The 17,108-nt window shown below is 54.9% G+C and carries 19 protein-coding genes and 1 tRNA gene; 12 read left to right on the forward strand and 8 right to left on the reverse strand.

Annotation, left to right across the window (positions count from 1 at the left end; genetic code table 11):
• The 5 genes from Q0362_RS05745 to Q0362_RS05765 form a co-directional block, all read left to right on the forward strand.
• The coding region (locus Q0362_RS05745) for a transglutaminase family protein (protein ID WP_298121071.1) at positions 1–726 on the forward strand (726 nt) is incomplete at its 5' end.
• A 71-nt stretch (positions 727–797) separates the two neighbouring features.
• Positions 798–870, forward strand: a tRNA-Arg gene (locus Q0362_RS05750).
• Positions 871–922: 52 nt separating this feature from the next.
• The gene (locus Q0362_RS05755; RefSeq protein ID WP_298121075.1) at positions 923–1,147 is read left to right on the forward strand and encodes a hypothetical protein; all 225 of its coding nucleotides are present in this window, start codon (positions 923–925) and stop codon (positions 1,145–1,147) included.
• 94 nt (positions 1,148–1,241) lie between these two features.
• Positions 1,242–2,156 (forward strand): hypothetical protein, encoded by a 915-nt coding sequence (locus tag Q0362_RS05760; protein ID WP_298121077.1) that lies wholly within the window; start codon positions 1,242–1,244, stop codon positions 2,154–2,156.
• A 108-nt stretch (positions 2,157–2,264) separates the two neighbouring features.
• Positions 2,265–3,026 (forward strand): SDR family oxidoreductase, encoded by a 762-nt coding sequence (locus tag Q0362_RS05765; protein ID WP_298121080.1) that lies wholly within the window; start codon positions 2,265–2,267, stop codon positions 3,024–3,026.
• Between the two features lie 14 nt (positions 3,027–3,040).
• Here Q0362_RS05765 and Q0362_RS05770 read toward each other — a convergent pair whose 3' ends face one another.
• Positions 3,041–4,771 (reverse strand): AarF/ABC1/UbiB kinase family protein, encoded by a 1,731-nt coding sequence (locus Q0362_RS05770; RefSeq protein ID WP_298121083.1) that lies wholly within the window; start codon positions 4,769–4,771, stop codon positions 3,041–3,043.
• Between the two features lie 3 nt (positions 4,772–4,774).
• Positions 4,775–5,305 carry a PadR family transcriptional regulator gene (locus tag Q0362_RS05775; RefSeq protein WP_298121086.1) on the reverse strand — a complete coding sequence of 177 codons (531 nt, stop codon included), beginning with the start codon at positions 5,303–5,305 and terminating at the stop codon, positions 4,775–4,777.
• 118 nt (positions 5,306–5,423) lie between these two features.
• Between Q0362_RS05775 and Q0362_RS09705 the strand changes: the two genes are divergently transcribed.
• Positions 5,424–5,561, forward strand: coding sequence for a DUF2256 domain-containing protein (locus tag Q0362_RS09705; protein ID WP_366099780.1), 138 nt, complete (start codon positions 5,424–5,426; stop codon positions 5,559–5,561).
• A 14-nt stretch (positions 5,562–5,575) separates the two neighbouring features.
• On the opposite strand, the gene Q0362_RS05780 is transcribed toward Q0362_RS09705, so the two are convergent.
• A complete protein-coding gene (locus tag Q0362_RS05780; RefSeq protein ID WP_298121089.1) occupies positions 5,576–6,262 on the reverse strand; it encodes a DUF1349 domain-containing protein in 687 nt (228 codons plus the stop codon).
• Between Q0362_RS05780 and Q0362_RS05785 the strand changes: the two genes are divergently transcribed.
• From Q0362_RS05785 to Q0362_RS05800, 4 genes are read left to right on the forward strand one after another with little or no spacing between them, the layout of a single operon-like run.
• Positions 6,263–7,960: a circularly permuted type 2 ATP-grasp protein gene (locus Q0362_RS05785; protein ID WP_298121092.1), complete on the forward strand. Its 1,698-nt coding sequence runs from the start codon at positions 6,263–6,265 to the stop codon at positions 7,958–7,960.
• Positions 7,954–8,883, forward strand: a complete 930-nt coding sequence (locus tag Q0362_RS05790) for an alpha-E domain-containing protein (protein ID WP_298121095.1) — start codon at positions 7,954–7,956, stop codon at positions 8,881–8,883. The genes Q0362_RS05785 and Q0362_RS05790 overlap by 7 nt, the downstream gene beginning before the upstream one ends.
• Positions 8,880–9,725 carry a transglutaminase family protein gene (locus Q0362_RS05795; RefSeq protein ID WP_298121099.1) on the forward strand — a complete coding sequence of 282 codons (846 nt, stop codon included), beginning with the start codon at positions 8,880–8,882 and terminating at the stop codon, positions 9,723–9,725. Before Q0362_RS05790 ends, Q0362_RS05795 begins: the two co-directional genes overlap by 4 nt.
• A gap of 37 nt (positions 9,726–9,762) precedes the next feature.
• Entirely contained in the window at positions 9,763–10,125 is a 363-nt protein-coding gene (locus tag Q0362_RS05800) for a rhodanese-like domain-containing protein (protein ID WP_298121101.1), read from the forward strand.
• A 57-nt stretch (positions 10,126–10,182) separates the two neighbouring features.
• Here the strand turns inward: Q0362_RS05800 and Q0362_RS05805 are convergent, their stop codons facing one another.
• Complete coding sequence (locus Q0362_RS05805; RefSeq protein ID WP_298121104.1) at positions 10,183–11,604, reverse strand: deoxyribodipyrimidine photo-lyase; 1,422 nt, start codon at positions 11,602–11,604, stop codon at positions 10,183–10,185.
• A gap of 182 nt (positions 11,605–11,786) precedes the next feature.
• Positions 11,787–12,404 carry a winged helix-turn-helix domain-containing protein gene (locus Q0362_RS05810; RefSeq protein WP_298121107.1) on the reverse strand — a complete coding sequence of 206 codons (618 nt, stop codon included), beginning with the start codon at positions 12,402–12,404 and terminating at the stop codon, positions 11,787–11,789.
• Between the two features lie 235 nt (positions 12,405–12,639).
• Here Q0362_RS05810 and tadA point away from each other — a divergent pair, with 235 nt between their 5' ends.
• The gene (tadA, locus tag Q0362_RS05815; RefSeq protein WP_298121111.1) at positions 12,640–13,110 is read left to right on the forward strand and encodes a tRNA adenosine(34) deaminase TadA; all 471 of its coding nucleotides are present in this window, start codon (positions 12,640–12,642) and stop codon (positions 13,108–13,110) included.
• Here the strand turns inward: tadA and Q0362_RS05820 are convergent.
• Positions 13,107–14,069 (reverse strand): cation diffusion facilitator family transporter, encoded by a 963-nt coding sequence (locus Q0362_RS05820; protein ID WP_298121114.1) that lies wholly within the window; start codon positions 14,067–14,069, stop codon positions 13,107–13,109. The genes tadA and Q0362_RS05820 overlap by 4 nt on opposite strands.
• 86 nt (positions 14,070–14,155) lie before the next feature.
• Here Q0362_RS05820 and proC point away from each other — a divergent pair, with 86 nt between their 5' ends.
• Positions 14,156–14,968 carry a pyrroline-5-carboxylate reductase gene (proC, locus tag Q0362_RS05825; RefSeq protein WP_298121165.1) on the forward strand — a complete coding sequence of 271 codons (813 nt, stop codon included), beginning with the start codon at positions 14,156–14,158 and terminating at the stop codon, positions 14,966–14,968.
• A 2-nt stretch (positions 14,969–14,970) separates the two neighbouring features.
• Here proC and Q0362_RS05830 read toward each other — a convergent pair whose 3' ends face one another.
• On the reverse strand, positions 14,971–15,642 hold the full coding sequence (locus Q0362_RS05830; protein WP_298121117.1) for a TrkA family potassium uptake protein: 672 nt from the start codon (positions 15,640–15,642) through the stop codon (positions 14,971–14,973).
• Positions 15,635–17,053, reverse strand: coding sequence for a TrkH family potassium uptake protein (locus tag Q0362_RS05835; protein WP_298121120.1), 1,419 nt, complete (start codon positions 17,051–17,053; stop codon positions 15,635–15,637). The genes Q0362_RS05830 and Q0362_RS05835 overlap by 8 nt, the downstream gene beginning before the upstream one ends.
• Between the last annotated feature and the right edge of the window lie 55 nt (positions 17,054–17,108).

The raw sequence follows: 17,108 nt of genomic DNA on the forward strand, positions 1-17,108 counted from the left end.
GCAGTGGCAGACAAAGCTAACGCGGAAGAAACCTTGGTTGTGCGCCAAGACGAGGTTGATGTTCCTGTTCGTGAATTGGTCGAAGCTAATGGCAGCCGTCTTCACATCGCTGAGGTAACCGGTGGACGTGTCACTGTTGCCTATGACGCCACCATCACTGCGGTGACTCCACCACCTGCTGTGGAAGAGTCAGATCTGATCGTCTACTCACGTCAAAGTCGCTACTGCGAATCTGACCAGTTGGGCAATGTTGCCAGAGCTGAGTTTGGTGGCCTTGCTGGTCTGGAACTTGTTAACAACGTTCGTGACTGGGTGAACCAGCAGTTGAGTTATATCCCTGGCACCAGCCGTTCCTCTGATGGAGCACTCCACACACTTATCTCCCGCCATGGTGTCTGCCGTGACTTTGCTCACCTCAACATCGCACTGCTTCGCGCGCTAGATGTTCCTGCACGTCTTGTGTCCACTTATGCACCGGGTGTGACCCCGGCTGATTTCCACGCCGTCACCGAAGCCTTCATTGATGGTTCGTGGCACGTCTTTGACTCCACGGGCCGTGCACCACGCCAGACTCTGATGCGCATCGCGACGGGTCGCGATGCTGCAGACACTGCGTGGTTGAGTGTTGTGGGCGGCCAGGTGAACTTCGGTTCTCTTGCTGTTAACGCTGAAGCAGATGACATGCAGGAAGACGATCACAGCTCACTGGTGAACCTCTCCGCCTAGAAAGCTCTTTCCCACTCGATTTTTAGGGCACCCTAGCGTCCTGCTATGCTTTCAAAGTTGTTTTCAACACTGCGCCCGTAGCTCAACGGATAGAGCATCTGACTACGGATCAGAAGGTTGGGGGTTCGAATCCCTCCGGGCGCACACATTTCTTGCTTCTTCACTTGGGTGGTCAATCCCCAGTAGGTAGGTGTTTATGCTTCCCAATTTCTTCGACTGCGACCTCGAACAACTACGTGTTCGCGTGGCTGAGCTGGATGCTTATGCCCAGGCTGTTGAACTTAATGATCCTGACCTCGACCAGTTGCGAGCTTCGGTGTTTGCGTTGGGAGGCAACGAAAACGATGCATGGAACAATTACCATCTGGTTCGAAACGAATTTGATCGCAGAGCTGCAGAAGAGTTTGATTTAGGGCAGTAATTCCCCAGACGTTAGGTGAAAATCAGCAGTGTGATGCGAAGTAGGTTCGATCCGAACGCCAACTTCCATAGTTACTTCGGCCATAATGAGAAACGTGGAAAACGTTTTAACGAATCAGCTGATCCTGTTCGCAGTTGTAGCGGCTGGTCTTGCGCTCGGCTTCGCAATCCACCGCCTGATGTCGGCGGGCTCAGGGAGCAAGAACAAATTTGCTGACACTTTGCCACGACTTACGGACTCTTTTGGGTTTGTTTCCAGTGCCGTAGCCATTTTGCTTGCGTTACTTCTCAGTATTTCGGTCACGACTTTTCAAAATACTCAAGCAAGCGTTAATGATTTCAACTCTTCAGCTATCTCTGCTTATCACGGTGCTGAAGTTTACCCCGATGAGTATCAGTCGAGCATCCGTAACGACATCATCTGTGTTGTTGAAGTTGTCTATAGCGAAGATGTTAATTCCCAACACCAAGATCATGCAGGGCATGTTGAAGTGGGGGGCGATGTCAGTGCAAGTAACCAGCTAGAAAGCAGTGACGCCGTAGGAGCTACACAGGCAAATCTCTGGTTGACGCAACTCAACTACGATCTCAATGACCTCCCAACGGATACTGGTCCGCGCATGGCTACCTACTCTCGACTTCTCGGAGACAGCCTCAATCTTGGCGTTTCACGTCACAAGATGTTGTCCTATTCCACACAAACGCTTCCAGTTATTGTGTGGGCTGTGATTTATATTTTGATCTTCATCATGGCCATATTGCTGAGCTTGCTGCTTGCAGATAAGAGGCGATTCGCCGTCTTATCAACTGTTCTCAGTTACTTCACTCTCGCAGGGATGTTATTTGGGCTCAGCGTTCTCCAATCACCTCTCAACGATGAAGGATTGGGCGGCGTTGTGGACACCCAGACAATGTCCAATCTGGTGACAGATATTACGGAAACATATCCGGACGAAGTCATCCCCCAATGTCCCATTCTTGAACCCGGCGTTCAATTCGATTGGGATTAGCAAGCAGCCTTCTCTTTCCTGCATGATCCAATAAATTGCTTCGGGCTAGACACTTTCTCATCTTCAGATTCATCAACGTGTGAAAGTTTCTACTGTTACCCTTGGCGAATGTTTGATTACAAGGGACTAACCGCGTTAATTACTGGTGCAAGCTCAGGAATGGGTGCTGAATACGCCCGAGAACTTGCCGCTCAGGGAAGTAACCTGGTGCTTGTTGCCCGCAGGCTTGATCGCCTGGAAGAGCTAGCTACAGAACTTCGAAGCGCATTCGGAGTAACTGTTACCTGCCTTGACCGCGACCTGTCTGCAACCGGAGCTGGACGCTCACTCGCAGAGGAGCTCCTTGCCCAAGGCACTGAAATAGATGTCCTTATTAACAATGCAGGCTTTGGCACGAACGGTTCTGTTGCCGAGCAGGACCCAGATGCTGTGGTGAACGAACTCAACGTGAACGTGGTGACGGTCACAGAGTTGACCACTGGTTTGCTTCCCGGAATGCTCAAGCGCGATCGCGGAGTCATCATCAACATGGCGTCACTGGCAGCATTCCAGGCACGAGCAAACCATGCGTTGTATTCGGCAACGAAGGCCTATGTTCTTTCCTTCACAGAGGCTCTCTGGGGAGAGACGATTGGAACGAATGTCCGAGTCACCGCAGTGTGCCCAGGACCTATTGCCACAGAATTCTTTAGCGTTGCTGGAACAACCCCTCCGGGCAAGCCCATGGAAGTGTCCGTACCAATCAAGGCAGCCCTTGCCGCAATCGATGCGCGTAAGCCATTCGTGATTGTGGCAAAGCCGGGTATGCGTATTGCATCGAAGCTCATCAGAATGCTGCCTGCACGAGTTGCCCTCAAGCTAGGAAAGTAAGCAGATATATCTGTTTAGGGCAGCGGACCCCTGCGGGCAATAAAGTCTGCAAAGAGTGCGTGAAGCAGAGGAACCCCGGAGATCACGAGCAGCACGGTGCCGAGGTCTTTATCTGTCTCAAACATGAGGAGACCGCTGATGAAGAACACTCCAAAGAGAACGGCAGAGATCACTCTGCGGACTGCTCGAGCGAGGAAAGTGGTGCGCTTTTCCAGTTCTGGGTTGCGCAGGGTGAGCTGACCGAGTTCTGCTCGAGTTATCAACGAGTCCACTCGCTTGGGCAGACGGGCAAGGAGGCTCAGTGAGGTGAGGCCGTCTCTGAGGAACGCCTCGATGACATTGCCGCCCTCAGCCTTGATGAGCTTGGCCGAGTAGGGCTCAATAGCGTTCCAGATATTGAATTGCGGGTTCACCGAGCTACACACACCAGAAGTCAATGAGATTGCTCTGATGACCAGAAGGAAGTTCTCTGGGAACTGGAAAGGCAGTGCTCGGACAATCTCTGAGAACTCGTTGACGAATGCTTTGAATTCCCGTGGATCAATTGTTTGCAGCTCCACAAAGCTGATGCCACCAAAGCGGTCAAAGACTTTGGTTAGCGCACGCTCAAGTTCAACGGTGTCAGCGCTGGGCATCAAGACGCCGATTTCACGCATGCCATCGACCATTCCAGCACCATCGCGTGATGCGGCCGCAATCACGGTGGTGCGGAGGGCTTTGCCCAAGCTTGAGGGAACTTCGCCCATCATGCCGAAGTCAATAAAGGTCATCCGCCAGGTTTGGCCAAACTCATCAGGTTCCGGAAGCGGCTGAATAAAGATGTTGCCGGGGTGAGGGTCAGCATGGAAGAAACCGTGAATAAACACCTGGTCAAACATGACTGCAGCGAACTCGTCAGCTACGTCGGCAGGATCAATTCCTGCTGCTTTCAAAGCATCCAGGTCTGTGATCTTGATGTCGGTGACATCCTCCTGCACCAGAACGCGGCGGGTGGAACGCTCCCAGGCAATGCCGGGAACACGGACGCGGGGGTTCTCGGCGAAGTTCTCTGCAAAGCGCTCGGCATTCGCTGCCTCATTGAGGTAGTCAATTTCTTCGAGGCACGTGGCGGCGAATTCGTCCATCAGGGCCGGAGCATCAGCACGGCGATTGATCAGGCGTATCCGGCTGAGCCAGCCCGCAACTCTGCGCAGTGCGCTGAGGTCAACCTCGACGATGCCGTCGATACCGGGTCGTTGAATCTTGAGCACAACGTTCTCAAAGCCCAACTCTTCTGCTTCTTGGGAGGAGAGCACAGCACGGTGAACTTGTCCGAGTGAGGCTGCAGCCAAAGGTGTGGAATCAACGGATGCAAAGACCTGCTCGAGAGGGAGTCCCAGCTCGCGTTCTGCCATGGCCCGGATAGTGATGAAGTCCACGGCAGGAACCTCGTCCTGGAGGCCTTCAAGTTCTTTGGTAATTTCCGCGGGAAGGATATCCAAGCGTGTGGACATGAATTGTCCCAGCTTGATCAGCAGACCACTGAGATCCAATGCCAGCTTTTGGAAGCTGCGTGCGATGCGCTGAAGGCGCTTTGTCCTCGTCTTGTTCGCAATGGAGTTCAGGCCAAAGCGGGGCAGAACGAGTTCAAACCACCACAGCGATGCGAGGTGAAGGGCAGCGAATCGAAGGATTCGGCGATAGCGCGCTCGAGCAGCGCGAGCACTCAATGGCTCGCTGGCTATACCTGCCTCGGGGTTTCCCACCCTTTAATTGTGCGACACAATGGCGGAAAGTTTCTTCGCAGCGTCATCAATGATCTTTGCTGCCTTCTCCATCTGTTCGGGAGAACCCACTCGAGCGACCTCGGCTGCTGCCTTGGCGATCTTCACACCAGACAGAGCGAGAGTTCCACGAGGGCCGGTGGGGCGCTCGAAGCCGGTGTCCCAGGGAGCTGGCTTGTCTGTTTCTGCAGCGGCAACCTCAACACCAGCAGTGGTGAGGGAGTAAGTGCGGCGACCCTTTGTCTCTTTGGATTCCAGGAGGCCTTCGTCCACGAGCATCTGGAGAGTGGGATAGACCGAACCGGGGCTGGGCTTCCACGCACCGCCACTGCGTTCTTCGATCTCGTGAATGATCTGGTAACCGTGCATGGGGGATTCGTTGAGCAGGCGAAGAACAGCAGAACGAACGTCGCCCTTGCGCATGCGCATGTCGACATTGCGCTTGAACTGACCACCCAAGTCTTCGATGGTTTGAAGCGCAGAAGCGATGGACCAGTCTGCTGCTGAATTCTTCATGATTACTCCTTCTAGCTACCCCACGCGGGAAAGTGATGAGTTAACGATATATCGCCCGGAAGGTCTGAAATAACAACATTCAGTACTTCAGCAGGAAGCTCTCAGCTATCGTGAGCACATGCCACGTGTTGCCCAAACCAAGAACGGCTTCCCGCCCAAAGTGTGTGAACGCTGTGGTTTGCCCTTCGAGTGGCGTAAGAAGTGGGCCAGGGATTGGGAGAACGTGAAGTATTGCTCCCAGAAGTGCAAAGGCTGAGAATCATTTTTGATTTAGTGCAGTGTGGAGTCCGGCTCGCCTCGTGAAAGTGAAGTGAAGTGAATTGTTAACCCTGCTCTGGTCGGACTCGCGAGATGAATGCCTGCACGCCAGAACTTATTCGGATCGAGCGGAACCAACCTCACTAGCTGCCATTCTCCGTCGCATCTCGATCTGATGGTGAGCGCATCTCCAGATCTGCTGATGCGAAGGTGCACCTCTTTATTTCTCCACTCAGGGACTGGCGCAACTGACCAGTCTGAAAGTCCTGCCGTCACAACCGCACCAAGTTGTGGAACACCATCGGCATACTCAACTCCTGCTTTGATCCAATTCTCTTCATCAGACCAAACCATGAGTCCTGCTTGATCAAACTGTTGGTCGTAGCTGAGTAACCAGCTCACTTCAAGCGAGCTGTTTTGAGGGAAATCGTTGAGAAGGGCATGCCCAGTTTCGTGGATGAAACCGTAGGAGGTTGTTCGCCAGAAGTCACTGTTCTCATTGGCTGTGACAAAAAATCCCGATTCGCTCACTTCGATAGCGGCCGGCTGATTAAGCCACTGTCCTTGAGCCATATCCGAAAGTTTCATGTGCATAAGGTTATGCCCAGTTCTTTCAGCAACGTTTCTCACAAGATCACTTCCTAGAGAAAAGTTCTCCGCGGTAATCTGCTTGTAACCAAAGACGGGCAGGATAGACATATGGCAACCCTCTTTGACGGCTATGGCAACACCCGCGAAACACCGCGGGTACGTAAGGGTGCCGCTGCGTGGGACGAGATGTTCCCTAAGACAGACAAGCCCGGTAACCCCCGTGCTCCTTATAAAGATCTCTATAACGCACTGGCTCAGATGACCCAGGACGAGCTTCGTGGTCGTACCGAAGCTCTCGCTAGTTCTTATCTTGCCCAGGGAGTAACCTTCGACTTCGCGGGTGAAGAACGCCCTTTCCCCCTCGATGCCGTTCCTCGCGTTATTGAAACAGATGATTGGAACAACGTTGAAGCTGGCGTGCAGCAGCGCGTCAAGGTTCTCGAGATGTTCTTAGCTGATGTCTATGGACCACAGAATGCCGTGCGCGATGGTGTCATTCCCGCCAAGTTGATCAGCACCTCAAGTCACTATCACCGTCAGGCTGCAGGTATTCAGTCCGCCAACGGTGTGCGCATCCATGTGGCAGGTATTGACCTCATTCGTGACCAACAGGGTGCTTGGCGCGTGCTGGAAGATAACGTGCGCGTTCCTTCTGGTGTGAGCTACGTCATCTCTAACCGCCGCGTGATGGCACAGACTCTTCCCGAGCTGTTCGTGGAGATGAGCGTTCGTCCCGTCGGTGACTACCCCTACAAACTTCTCCAGGCACTCCAGGCCTCAGCTCCCGATGGTGTGGATGAACCCACCATCGTGGTGCTCACTCCTGGTGTGTATAACTCTGCTTACTTCGAGCACACGCTACTTGCCCGCTTGATGGGTGTGGAGTTGGTGGAAGGCCGCGACCTGTTCTGCTCGAACGGTCGCGTGTGGATGCGCACCACGGCAGGTCCTCGTCGCGTTGACGTCATTTATCGCCGCGTGGATGACGAATACATTGATCCACTTCAGTTCCGTCCTGACTCGATTCTTGGTTCACCTGGCATGCTGCTGGCTGCACGTTTGGGACACGTCACCATTGCGAACGCGGTGGGTAATGGTGTTGCCGATGACAAGCTCGTCTATACCTACGTACCTGAACTCACGAAGTACTACCTCGGCGAAGAGCCCATCCTCCCCAACGTTGACACCTGGCGTTTGGAAGAGCCTGAGGCTTTGGAAGAAGTCCTCGACCGCCTGGACGAACTTGTGGTCAAGCCAGTAGATGGTTCTGGAGGTAAGGGCTTGGTTGTGGGCCCAGACGCGTCAGCGGATGAGCTGGAAGCTCTCCGCACGCGTCTGATCGCAGATCCTCGCGGCTGGATTGCTCAGCCCGTTGTTCAGTTCTCCACCATCCCCACTCTGGTGGAAGACGGTATCCGTCCTCGCCACGCAGACCTTCGTCCTTTCGCCGTGAACAATGGCGAAGATGTCTATGTTCTTCCCGGTGGCCTCACCCGCGTTGCTTTGCCTGAGGGCGAGCTCGTGGTGAACTCTAGCCAAGGTGGTGGCTCGAAGGACACCTGGGTTGTCGGTCCAATTGAAGATCGCCCCGGTAAGGGAGTCAAGCGCGAACACGTGAGCGTTTCTGATCTCGTTGCTGACCAGGCCACCCTCGAGTCCGATGAAGTCGAAACCTCTGCTTCTGGCTCACACGAGTCACGCGCTTCTTTGCCTTCTGTCCTGCCTCAAGATCATGACGCCACCAAGCGCCATCAGCAACAGGAACAGCAACAACAGTCGAACGAGGGAGAGGTGAGCTCATGCTGAGCCGCATCGCCGAGTCACTCTTCTGGATTGGTCGTTACGTCGAGCGTTCCGATGGAACAGCTCGTATTTTGGACGTTCACCTGCAGCTGCTCCTCGAAGACCCCTGGATCGACGAAGACACTGCATGCCGCTCACTGCTCTCTGTGATGGGCACTGATCTGCCTCCAGGCAAGTTGGTCACCCGTGAAGACGTCATCAACGACTTAGCCGTGGACCGTCAGCACCCTGGTTCCATTGCTTTCGCCATTGCGTCTGCTCGCGAGAACGCTCGTCGCGCTCGCGAGATCGTCTCCACAGAATTGTGGGAGTGCCTCAACAGCACCAACGCACGTATTCCGAAGAAGGTTGCGGCAGAGAAGACCCACGACTACTTCCGCTGGGTGCGCGAGCGCGCAGCGCTGGCCATCGGCATCGTGGACTCGGCAACGAGTCACGATGAGGCCTGGCAGTTCTTCACACTCGGTCGCGCCCTCGAGCGTGCAGATATGACCGCACGTCTGTTGGCGACCAGGTCGCTCACAGACGCCAGCGGCCCTTCCTGGACCACGATTCTGCGCAGCTGTGGCGCTTATGAGGCTTACTTGCGCACTTACCGTGGCGTTCCTTCGACCCGTAATGCGGCGGAGTTCTTGCTCACCGACCGACTCTTCCCTCGCTCGATTCTTTACTCGGTCACCAAAGCTGAAGAGTGCTTGCGTGAGATTGATCCTCGTGAGGGTCGCGCCGGTGTGGTGGATCAGGCACAGCGTTTGCTTGGCGGTATTCGTGCGGAACTTTCGTTCCGCCCGATCATTGAGCTGATGGATGACCTGCCCGGGCATATGGAAGAAGTCCAGGCTGTCACCAGCGCAGCCAGTGACCAGATTCGCTTGAAGTATTTCCCCACCAGCGCGGTGCCCGTCTGGATTGGAGAAAACTCATGAGTCGTCTCCGCATAGTTCACCGCACAGGTTTCTCGTATGAGCTTCCTGCGACAGCGTCCTATAACGAAGCTCGCATGTTGCCCTTCAACAGCAATGAGCAGTTTGTGCTTTCCGCCAATCTGCAGATTCATCCTGCAGCTGCGCAGCATGGGTATGTGGACTATTGGGGCACACAGGTCAGCACCTTCGAGGTATTGACTCCTCACACTGAACTGTCGGTAACAGCCACCAGCGTGGTTGAGGTGCGCCCTGCGCTGCGCGAGGTTCCTGACATGAGCTGGAACGAACTCGAAGCAGCACGCACGAGCACCACCAAGTTTGTGGAATTCACTGAGCAGACTCGACTCACCACTCCTCCTGAAGGTTTGGTTGAGCTTGCCCAGGGAATTGTTGCCCAGCACACCAACCCAGGTGAAGCGGCACAAGCCATCGCTGCTGCGATTCATGACCACATTGAATACACCAAGGGCGTGACCGGGGTTCAGACCACGGCAACACATGCCTGGGAGAACAAGAAGGGTGTCTGTCAAGACATCGCTCACGTGACTCTCGGCGCCTTGCGCGCGGTCGGCATTCCTGCTCGCTATGTCTCGGGCTATCTGCAGTCCAAGCCCGACGCAGCTATCGGTGAAACCATCGTGGGTGAATCTCACGCCTGGGTGGAATGGTTCTGCGGTGACTGGTTCGGTTATGACCCCACCAATATGCTCAACATCGGTGAGCGCCATGTGCTGATCGCACGCGGACGTGACTACAAGGATGTTTCTCCGCTGCGCGGTGTCTATGCAGGTGCCAGTGCATCGGGAGTTTTCGTTAAGGTGGAGATCACCAAAGAGGCATAACGCTTATACCCCTGGGGGTATCTGCTATTCTTTTCTCATGAAGAAAATCTTTGCCATCATCGCCCTTGCGTTTGCAGCAACTTTTGCCCTTGCCGCATGTGCTCCAGCAGCAGAACCCATCACCGTTGGTGCTGACACCATCGTGATCGACGTGCGCACTCCCGCTGAATACAGCGAAGGCCACCTGGACGGTGCCGTCAACATTGACGTTCAGGACCCCAACTTTGGCACCATCCTCAGCCAGCTTCCCACCGATGGTGAATACGTTGTCTACTGCCGTTCGGGAAACCGTTCAGCACAGGCTGTCGAGATTATGAAGGCATCAGGTTTCACGAACGTCACTGACGCCGGTGGCGTGAGCGATGCTTCGAGTAAGACGGGCATCGCAATCGTTCAGTAGTTCTTAGTACAAGAAGAAAGCCCCGCTCATCCATGAGCGGGGCTTTCTCGTTGTTCGCTACAAGTCAACCGTGGGCGGTGCGATGCTGCGAGGAACATCAGCCAACGTCTTGAATGCTTCCAACGCCCGGTTGCGAGATTCCAAGAGGTCAACGATGGGCTCGGGATAGCCGCTGAGCATGGGGTGCTCATACTCACCTAGGTAACGGTGAAGATACTCGCGCTTGGGATCAAACTTGTCTGCTTGAAGCACAGGGTTGAATACGCGGAAGTAAGGTGCAGCATCTGCACCACTGCCGGCAACCCACTGCCAGGAGGCAGCGTTGCTGGCAGGGTCAGCATCTACGAGCGTGTCCCAGAACCATGCCTCGCCCACGCGCCAGTCAATGAGCAGGTTCTTGATTAAGAACGATGCTGCAATCATGCGCACACGGTTGTGCATGTAACCCGTCTGCCAGAGCTCTCGCATACCGGCGTCCACCATCGGGATTCCGGTGCGACCTTGTTGCCATGCTTCCAGAGTCTCTGAGTCAGGCTTGCCCCAGGGGAAGTGGTTGAAGCGGGCATCAAAGTTGACGGTTGCCAAATCTGGCCAGTGGTAAAGCAGGTTGTAACTGAATTCACGCCAGCCTAGTTCGGCTAAGAACTTGGCCGCGTTTGTAGAGATCTCAGCTGAGTTACCCTTCTTCCGACGGAACTCATCAGTGGCATGCCAAATCTGGAAGGGGCTGATCTCGCCCCAACGCAGGTGGGGTGAGAGTTCACTGGTTGAGTATTCGGCTGGGAAGTCACGACCCTTGGCATAGCGGTCAATGCGTGTGGCAAAGAAGCGCTCGAGGGCAGCATGCGCGCCGTTCTCGCCAACAGTCCAGCGAACGGGGAAGGCCAATGCCCAATCCGGGTTAGTGGGGAGGAGGCCCCAGCTGTCGAGGTCGTCGCTCTCGGGCAATGTGTTCGGAGAGGTAATCGACTGAGGTGTGGGCGCCGGCAAGCGTGGTGGGGTGGGACGGTTCAGGCACGACTTCCAGAACGGAGTAAACACCGTGTAAGGGGTATCGCTTCCTGTGCGCACGGTCCACGGTTCAAAGAGCAGATTGGCTTGGAAGCTGGTGGCTTCCACATCTGAGGCCTTCGCGTATTCCTTGATGCTGGCATCCATGTCGCGCTCGGGCTTGCCATAGCGGCGGTTCCAGTAAAGGGCGGAAGCACCAGTTTCGCGAATGAGGTTGCGGATGATGTCGGGCGCTGCTCCCTGACGCAGAATGAGCTCACCACCCAATCTGTGAAGTTTGTCCTGGAGTGCAGTGAGGCTGTGGTGCAGCCACCACTTCGTTGCTCCGCCCAGGGGGCGAATGCCGGGGGAGACTTCATCTAATATGAAGACCACTACGACGGGCTCACCACGATCGACCGCTGCCACAAGGGCAGGGTTATCCGCAACGCGAAGATCATCGCGGAGCCATACGAGTGAGCTGGTCATGAGTACAGCCTAGGGAATGGGAAAGGGCCAATCGGAAGGGGGTTCCGATTGGCCCTTGTATTACACCAAGAGTTTTGCAATCACATTCACGAGTGAGCCACAGCAAGCAACGCTCGTAATGTCACTTTATAACGGAACGGTAACGGGAGGGAAGAGTTTTTCCTACGAGTTTCCTGAGAACTTTAGAACAGGTCGGGGCTGGGCCTACCTGCATGCATGACGGTGACGTCAGCGTGGGTGTCGTAGCGGTAGCCCACACCGCGCACGGTGCGGACGATGTCTTCGAAGCGACCAAGCTTGGAGCGCAGTCGACGAACGTGGACGTCGATGGTGCGCTCGTTAGGAATGTCGAGTTCATCTTCACGCCAGAGTGCCTTGATGATTTCTTCACGGCTGATGGTTTCGCCCTTGTGGACGACGAGGAACTGCAAAAGTTCAAACTCTTTGAAGGTCAGCGGTGCTGCGGTGTAGTCAATCAGCACGCGCTTGCGTGAGATGTCCACCACGACACCACCGTCACCATCAGAAGGCTCGAAGTCATCTTCTGGCTTGTATTTCGCCACAGCCGAAGGCTCCTGCAATGCCAGGCGCACAAGATCAACCTGGCGACCACGAGAACTGGCAGGTGCCAGAGCAACAGCTGCGTATGTCTCGGTTCCCGGAACAAGTTCATTGGTGAGCTTCTTGAGAGCTTCAACAACCTTGCCCAGGTCCAGGCCGCGCTCAGCAGCAGTCGCCTCGTCGAGGCCTACATAGAGCGCGAAGCCCTTCGGGATAGGGCGTTCGTTGGGTGTTGACATTGGAATCCTTTGTGGTGCCATAAACATCAGGCCGGGTTAACACGGACGATGTGTTGTGTGTCGAATGAGGGGGAAAGCAGCGGAAGTTAGTTGCTGCAACACATTCGACGGCAGGCACAGCTCATCACGGGCATCATGCCGTGAGCACCAGAGAAGGTGTGAGCGCCAGTTGTCATAGGACAAGTTAACCGGAGAGCGCTAAAGCCTGTCAAATAAGCGGATATAGGCTCGAAGCATGGCAATTCCCACTTCTCAAGAACGCAAGGCTCAGATGGAGCTTGCCCTTGTCGAAGCGCGGGCCTGCGCACACTCTGATGATGTGCCGGTTGGAGCGGTCATTCTTGATGCCTCAGGTGAAGTCATTGCCACCGGACGCAACACCAAGGAGCGCGACGAAGATCCTCTCGGTCACGCCGAAGTGATGGCCATTCGTGCAGCAGCTGAGAAGTTGGGCAACTGGCGCCTGAGTGATTGCACGCTGGTTGTCACCCTGGAACCCTGCGTGATGTGTGCGGGAGCAATCCTGGCAGCGCGCATCCCCACCGTTGTTTATGGCGCATGGGATGAAAAGGCCGGAGCCGCAGGCTCCGTCTTCGATCTACTGCGGGATCGCAGACTCAACCACCAGGTTGAGGTCATCTCCGGAGTACTGGCTGAAGAATGCGGTCAGTTGTTGACCGAATTCTTCCGAGAGAAACTCGGTTAGTCGGTTCCCTTAATCACGATGGCATCAGTTGCCAGTGATTCAGCTGGATCTACACGGGCCACATCAGGTTCGATATAGATCACGCGGGCAGCAGGCACTGCTTCGCGCACGCGGGTCTCAATGCTGTCGATTGATTTCGCTACTTCGGAGAAACGCAACTCAGCGGGGAATGCCAGCTTGGCACCCACCATGAACTCATCAGGGCCGAGGTAGAGGGTCTTCATGTGAATGATGCCGTCTGTCTCGCCACCGGAGATGATGGCCTTTTCAATAGCCTGGACATCTTCCACGCTGGCGCCTTCGCCCACGAGCAGACCCTTGGTTTCCAGTCCCAAGATGATGGCCACAATAACCAGCAGCACACCAATCGCAATCGTGCCGATGGCATCGAAGATGCTGTCGCCCGTGATGACTGTCAGGCCCACGCCAAAGAACGCCAACACAAGGCCCAACAGAGCAGCGGTGTCTTCAAGAAGAACCACAGGAAGCTCAGGAGCCTTCGCGTGACGAATGAACTGGAACCAGGAAGCATTGCCACGTAGGGGGTTAGATTCCTTGATTGCAGTGCGCAGAGAGAAGCCCTCGAGAACAATCGAAATGCTCAGCACGAGCATGGGTAGCCACCACATCTCAATGGGCTCAGGGTGCTGAAGCTTGTGAATACCTTCATAGAGCGAGAAGACACCACCAACGCTGAACAAAATGATGGACACAACGAAGGCATAGACGAAACGCTCACGGCCATAACCGAAGGGGTGCTTGCCATCGGCACGCTTCTTGGCCTTGCGGCCACCGAGCAACAGCAGGAGCTGGTTACCGGAGTCTGCAAGGGAGTGAACACCTTCGGCCAGCAGTGAGGTGGCTCCAGAGAATGCCCACGCAATGAACTTCGTAGCAGCGATACCGAGGTTTGCCAGCAGTGCAGCAACGATTGCTTTGGTTCCACCAGAATGGCTCATCGACGTATCTCCCTCAAAGGCTTGTGTCCCAATCCTAGAATGAGCAGGTGAGTGACAAAACACAGGTAACCCTTCCGACCATCGCCATGCTGGGTGCAGGCTCGATGGCCCGCGCCATTTTGGCGGGCCTCTTAGCTCCCCACGTCAGTGTGGACGGTGCTGTTCGTGTGACGAACCGCAGCGCCGAGAACGCTGCCAGCTTCGACAACGAACCACGGGTTCTGGCCTGGGCAACAGCGAATGATCCGGAAGCAAACAGTAAAGCTGTTGCTGGGGCACAGATTGTTCTTATTGCGGTGAAGCCCGCGATGGTTCCCGATCTACTCGACGAGATTTCTCCCGCGCTCGCGGAGGGCGCCATCGTGGTCAGCGTTGCTGCTGGTGTCACCACCGCAACGATGGAAGCTCACCTTCCCGACCACGTTTCTGTCATCCGCACCATGCCCAACACCCCCTCCAAGATTGGACTGGGTGTGACCGGCATCGCTGCGGGAACTCGCTCCACAACAGCCCAGCTCGATCTGGTGTGCTCGATGTTCAGCACCGTAGGTGAAGTCATCGTTCTTCCCGAAAACAAGATTGATGCTTTGGGATCTATCTCAGGCTCTGGACCTGCCTATGTCTTCTACTTCATCGAGCAGTTGACCAAGGTTGCTGTGGAGCACGGCTTTACAGCTGAGCAGGCAGAGAAAATGGTGCAGGGCACCTTCCGCGGCGCTGTTGAACTGCTGGCTCAGTCAGGTGAAGAACCTGCAGAACTGCGCCGCCAGGTGACCAGCCCCAAGGGCAGCACTGAGCGAGCTATCGCTGTATTCGATGAAGCAGACATCAAGGACATCCTGCTCAAGGGAACGCAGGCAGCCATTGCCCGCTCTGAAGAAATGGCCCGAGGCGAGTAGTCCTACTTCGGAAGAGCTGCGAACTTTTCCACGTCATCGGGGTGACCTGAGACCAAGATCTGATCCCCGGCTTCGATGAGGGTTTCTGCTGTTGCGTAGGTGAAGGAAGCACCAGGCTTCTTCACTCCAACTGTGGTGATCTTGTATTCATTCCGAATACCAGCGCCACTCAACGTTTTGCCAATGAGAACCTTGGGTGGAAGCATCCGCACGATGGCGAAGTCTTCATCGACTTCGATGAAGTCCAACATCTGACCACTCAACAGGTGAGCGACGCGCTCGCCGGCCTCAGCTTCGGGATAAATCACATGGGTAGCACCGATGCGTTCGAGAATCTGACCGTGTGATCTGCTGATTGCCTTGGCCCAAATCTCGGGAATACCTAAGTCAACAAGATTGGCTGTGATGAGGACGCTGGCTTCAATGGATGAACCAACCGCCACAACAGCTATAGAAAACTCTTGAGCACCGATCTGTTGCAGTGCCTCGATCTTGGTGACATCTGCTTGCACCGTGTGAGTTACTCGTTCTGACCACTTCTGAACAAGCTCCATGTCAGAGTCAACTGCTAAAACTTCGCGGTCTAGCCGATCAAGCTCACCCGCAGTGGCAGCACCAAAACGGCCAAGCCCGATAACGAGCACAGCATTGTCTTTTTTCTTGCGATCAACCAACGATGGGCCTTTCTTCGGGGCGTCTAAAGAATTGTCCCACTTGGGACGCTGCTAGGGCAGCAGCCATGGTCACGGTACCGACTCTGCCCATGAACATCACGATGGACATCACATAGAGTCCTTCATCCGGGAGAGTTGCAGTGACACCGGTGGACATTCCCACCGTGGCAAATGCGGAGATGACATCAAAGAGAACGTATTCAAATGCGGCATCCGTGAATTCACTTACGATGAGCGCACCAATAGCAACTGTTGTCGCACCCCACAGCCCCACACTCACGGCAAGTCGAAGAACGTCCTGAGGGATTGTTCTACCGAAGGCTTCAATAGCGTTTCGGCCACGTGCTTCAGACAAAGCGGCCAAAATCAGCACCGCAAAAGTGGTTACTTTGATACCTCCAGCTGTAGATGCCGAACCACCGCCGATAAACATCAACATGTCTGTCATCAGCAAGGTGGAGGAGTCCAGCTGACCAATATCGACAAGGTTGAATCCCCCCGAGCGTGCCATGGTGGAGAGGAATGCTGCCTGATACGTCAATTCACCGGGACCCATTCCGCCGAAGACGAGGCTGTTTTCAGGTTCAAGCAAGAGATAAGCGATGACCCCGCCTATCCACAAAATGGCCCAGGTCACCAGTGTGATCTTGACGTGCAGCGACCACTTTCTAGGGTTCTTGAGATTGCGGCTCAATGCATAGATGACGGGGAAACCGACGCTTCCGAGCAAGACTCCAACCATGATGAGTGTGAGGAACCAGTAGTCACCTGCAAACATTTCAAGCCCACCCACGTTCGGCGTGAACCCCGTGTTGGTGAATGACATTGCAGAGTAATAGAAGCTAAACCAAATACCTTCACCCAGTGGGTAACCTGCAGCAAGCACGCTTGGCATCATCAATGCAGCAAGAACTGATTCGATAATCACAAGACTCAGCGCAACTGTTGCAAGCAGTCCGCCCACTTCGCCGAGACGAATAGCTTGCCCTTCGGATACGGGCCCGCTGTGAAGGCGAAGAGGGTTGGTATCACTTGCCGCCATCAATCGTGCGCGGAGTCCAAGACGACCAGAAATAATTGCACCAAGAATTGAGGCGAGAGTTAGTACGCCAAGAGCACCCACCTGAGTACCAGTGAAGACGATTGCATTGCCTAGAGGTGACCAATACGTTGCCATGTCCACAGTGCTCAGGCCTGCAACACAGATCGTAGAAACGGCAGAGAAAAGCGCGTCAGCAAAATTTGTGACTTCACCTGAAGCAGACGCGAATGGTTGCGAGAGTAAGAATGTGAAAACCGCAATTAAGGTCGCAAAGACGAGAAGCGCAAAACGAGAAGGCGAGCGAGACGCGAAAACCTCTACCCATTCACGCAAGCGTGAAGAGAAGGCTATAGGGCGTTCGGTAGCCATGAGTCCCCCTGCGTAATCTTGATATCGGACGTACTCATGCTACGCGGTGCATATA

The sequence above is a fragment of the uncultured Aurantimicrobium sp. genome (genome assembly GCF_936931525.1).
Taxonomy (GTDB): Bacteria; Actinomycetota; Actinomycetes; order Actinomycetales; family Microbacteriaceae; genus Aurantimicrobium.

Excerpts from the sequence above, each read along its gene's own strand:
- Q0362_RS05755 (WP_298121075.1), top strand. The coding sequence starts at position 923 with ATGCTTCCCAATTTCTTCGACTGCGACCTCGAACAACTACGTGTTCGC.
- Q0362_RS05765 (WP_298121080.1), top strand. The coding sequence starts at position 2,265 with ATGTTTGATTACAAGGGACTAACCGCGTTAATTACTGGTGCAAGCTCA.
- Q0362_RS05775 (WP_298121086.1), bottom strand. The coding sequence starts at position 5,305 with ATGAAGAATTCAGCAGCAGACTGGTCCATCGCTTCTGCGCTTCAAACC.
- Q0362_RS09705 (WP_366099780.1), top strand. The coding sequence starts at position 5,424 with ATGCCACGTGTTGCCCAAACCAAGAACGGCTTCCCGCCCAAAGTGTGT.
- Q0362_RS05780 (WP_298121089.1), bottom strand. The coding sequence starts at position 6,262 with ATGTCTATCCTGCCCGTCTTTGGTTACAAGCAGATTACCGCGGAGAAC.
- Q0362_RS05785 (WP_298121092.1), top strand. The coding sequence starts at position 6,263 with ATGGCAACCCTCTTTGACGGCTATGGCAACACCCGCGAAACACCGCGG.
- Q0362_RS05790 (WP_298121095.1), top strand. The coding sequence starts at position 7,954 with ATGCTGAGCCGCATCGCCGAGTCACTCTTCTGGATTGGTCGTTACGTC.
- Q0362_RS05795 (WP_298121099.1), top strand. The coding sequence starts at position 8,880 with ATGAGTCGTCTCCGCATAGTTCACCGCACAGGTTTCTCGTATGAGCTT.
- Q0362_RS05800 (WP_298121101.1), top strand. The coding sequence starts at position 9,763 with ATGAAGAAAATCTTTGCCATCATCGCCCTTGCGTTTGCAGCAACTTTT.
- Q0362_RS05805 (WP_298121104.1), bottom strand. The coding sequence starts at position 11,604 with ATGACCAGCTCACTCGTATGGCTCCGCGATGATCTTCGCGTTGCGGAT.
- Q0362_RS05810 (WP_298121107.1), bottom strand. The coding sequence starts at position 12,404 with ATGTCAACACCCAACGAACGCCCTATCCCGAAGGGCTTCGCGCTCTAT.
- tadA (WP_298121111.1), top strand. The coding sequence starts at position 12,640 with ATGGCAATTCCCACTTCTCAAGAACGCAAGGCTCAGATGGAGCTTGCC.
- Q0362_RS05820 (WP_298121114.1), bottom strand. The coding sequence starts at position 14,069 with ATGAGCCATTCTGGTGGAACCAAAGCAATCGTTGCTGCACTGCTGGCA.
- proC (WP_298121165.1), top strand. The coding sequence starts at position 14,156 with ATGCTGGGTGCAGGCTCGATGGCCCGCGCCATTTTGGCGGGCCTCTTA.
- Q0362_RS05835 (WP_298121120.1), bottom strand. The coding sequence starts at position 17,053 with ATGGCTACCGAACGCCCTATAGCCTTCTCTTCACGCTTGCGTGAATGG.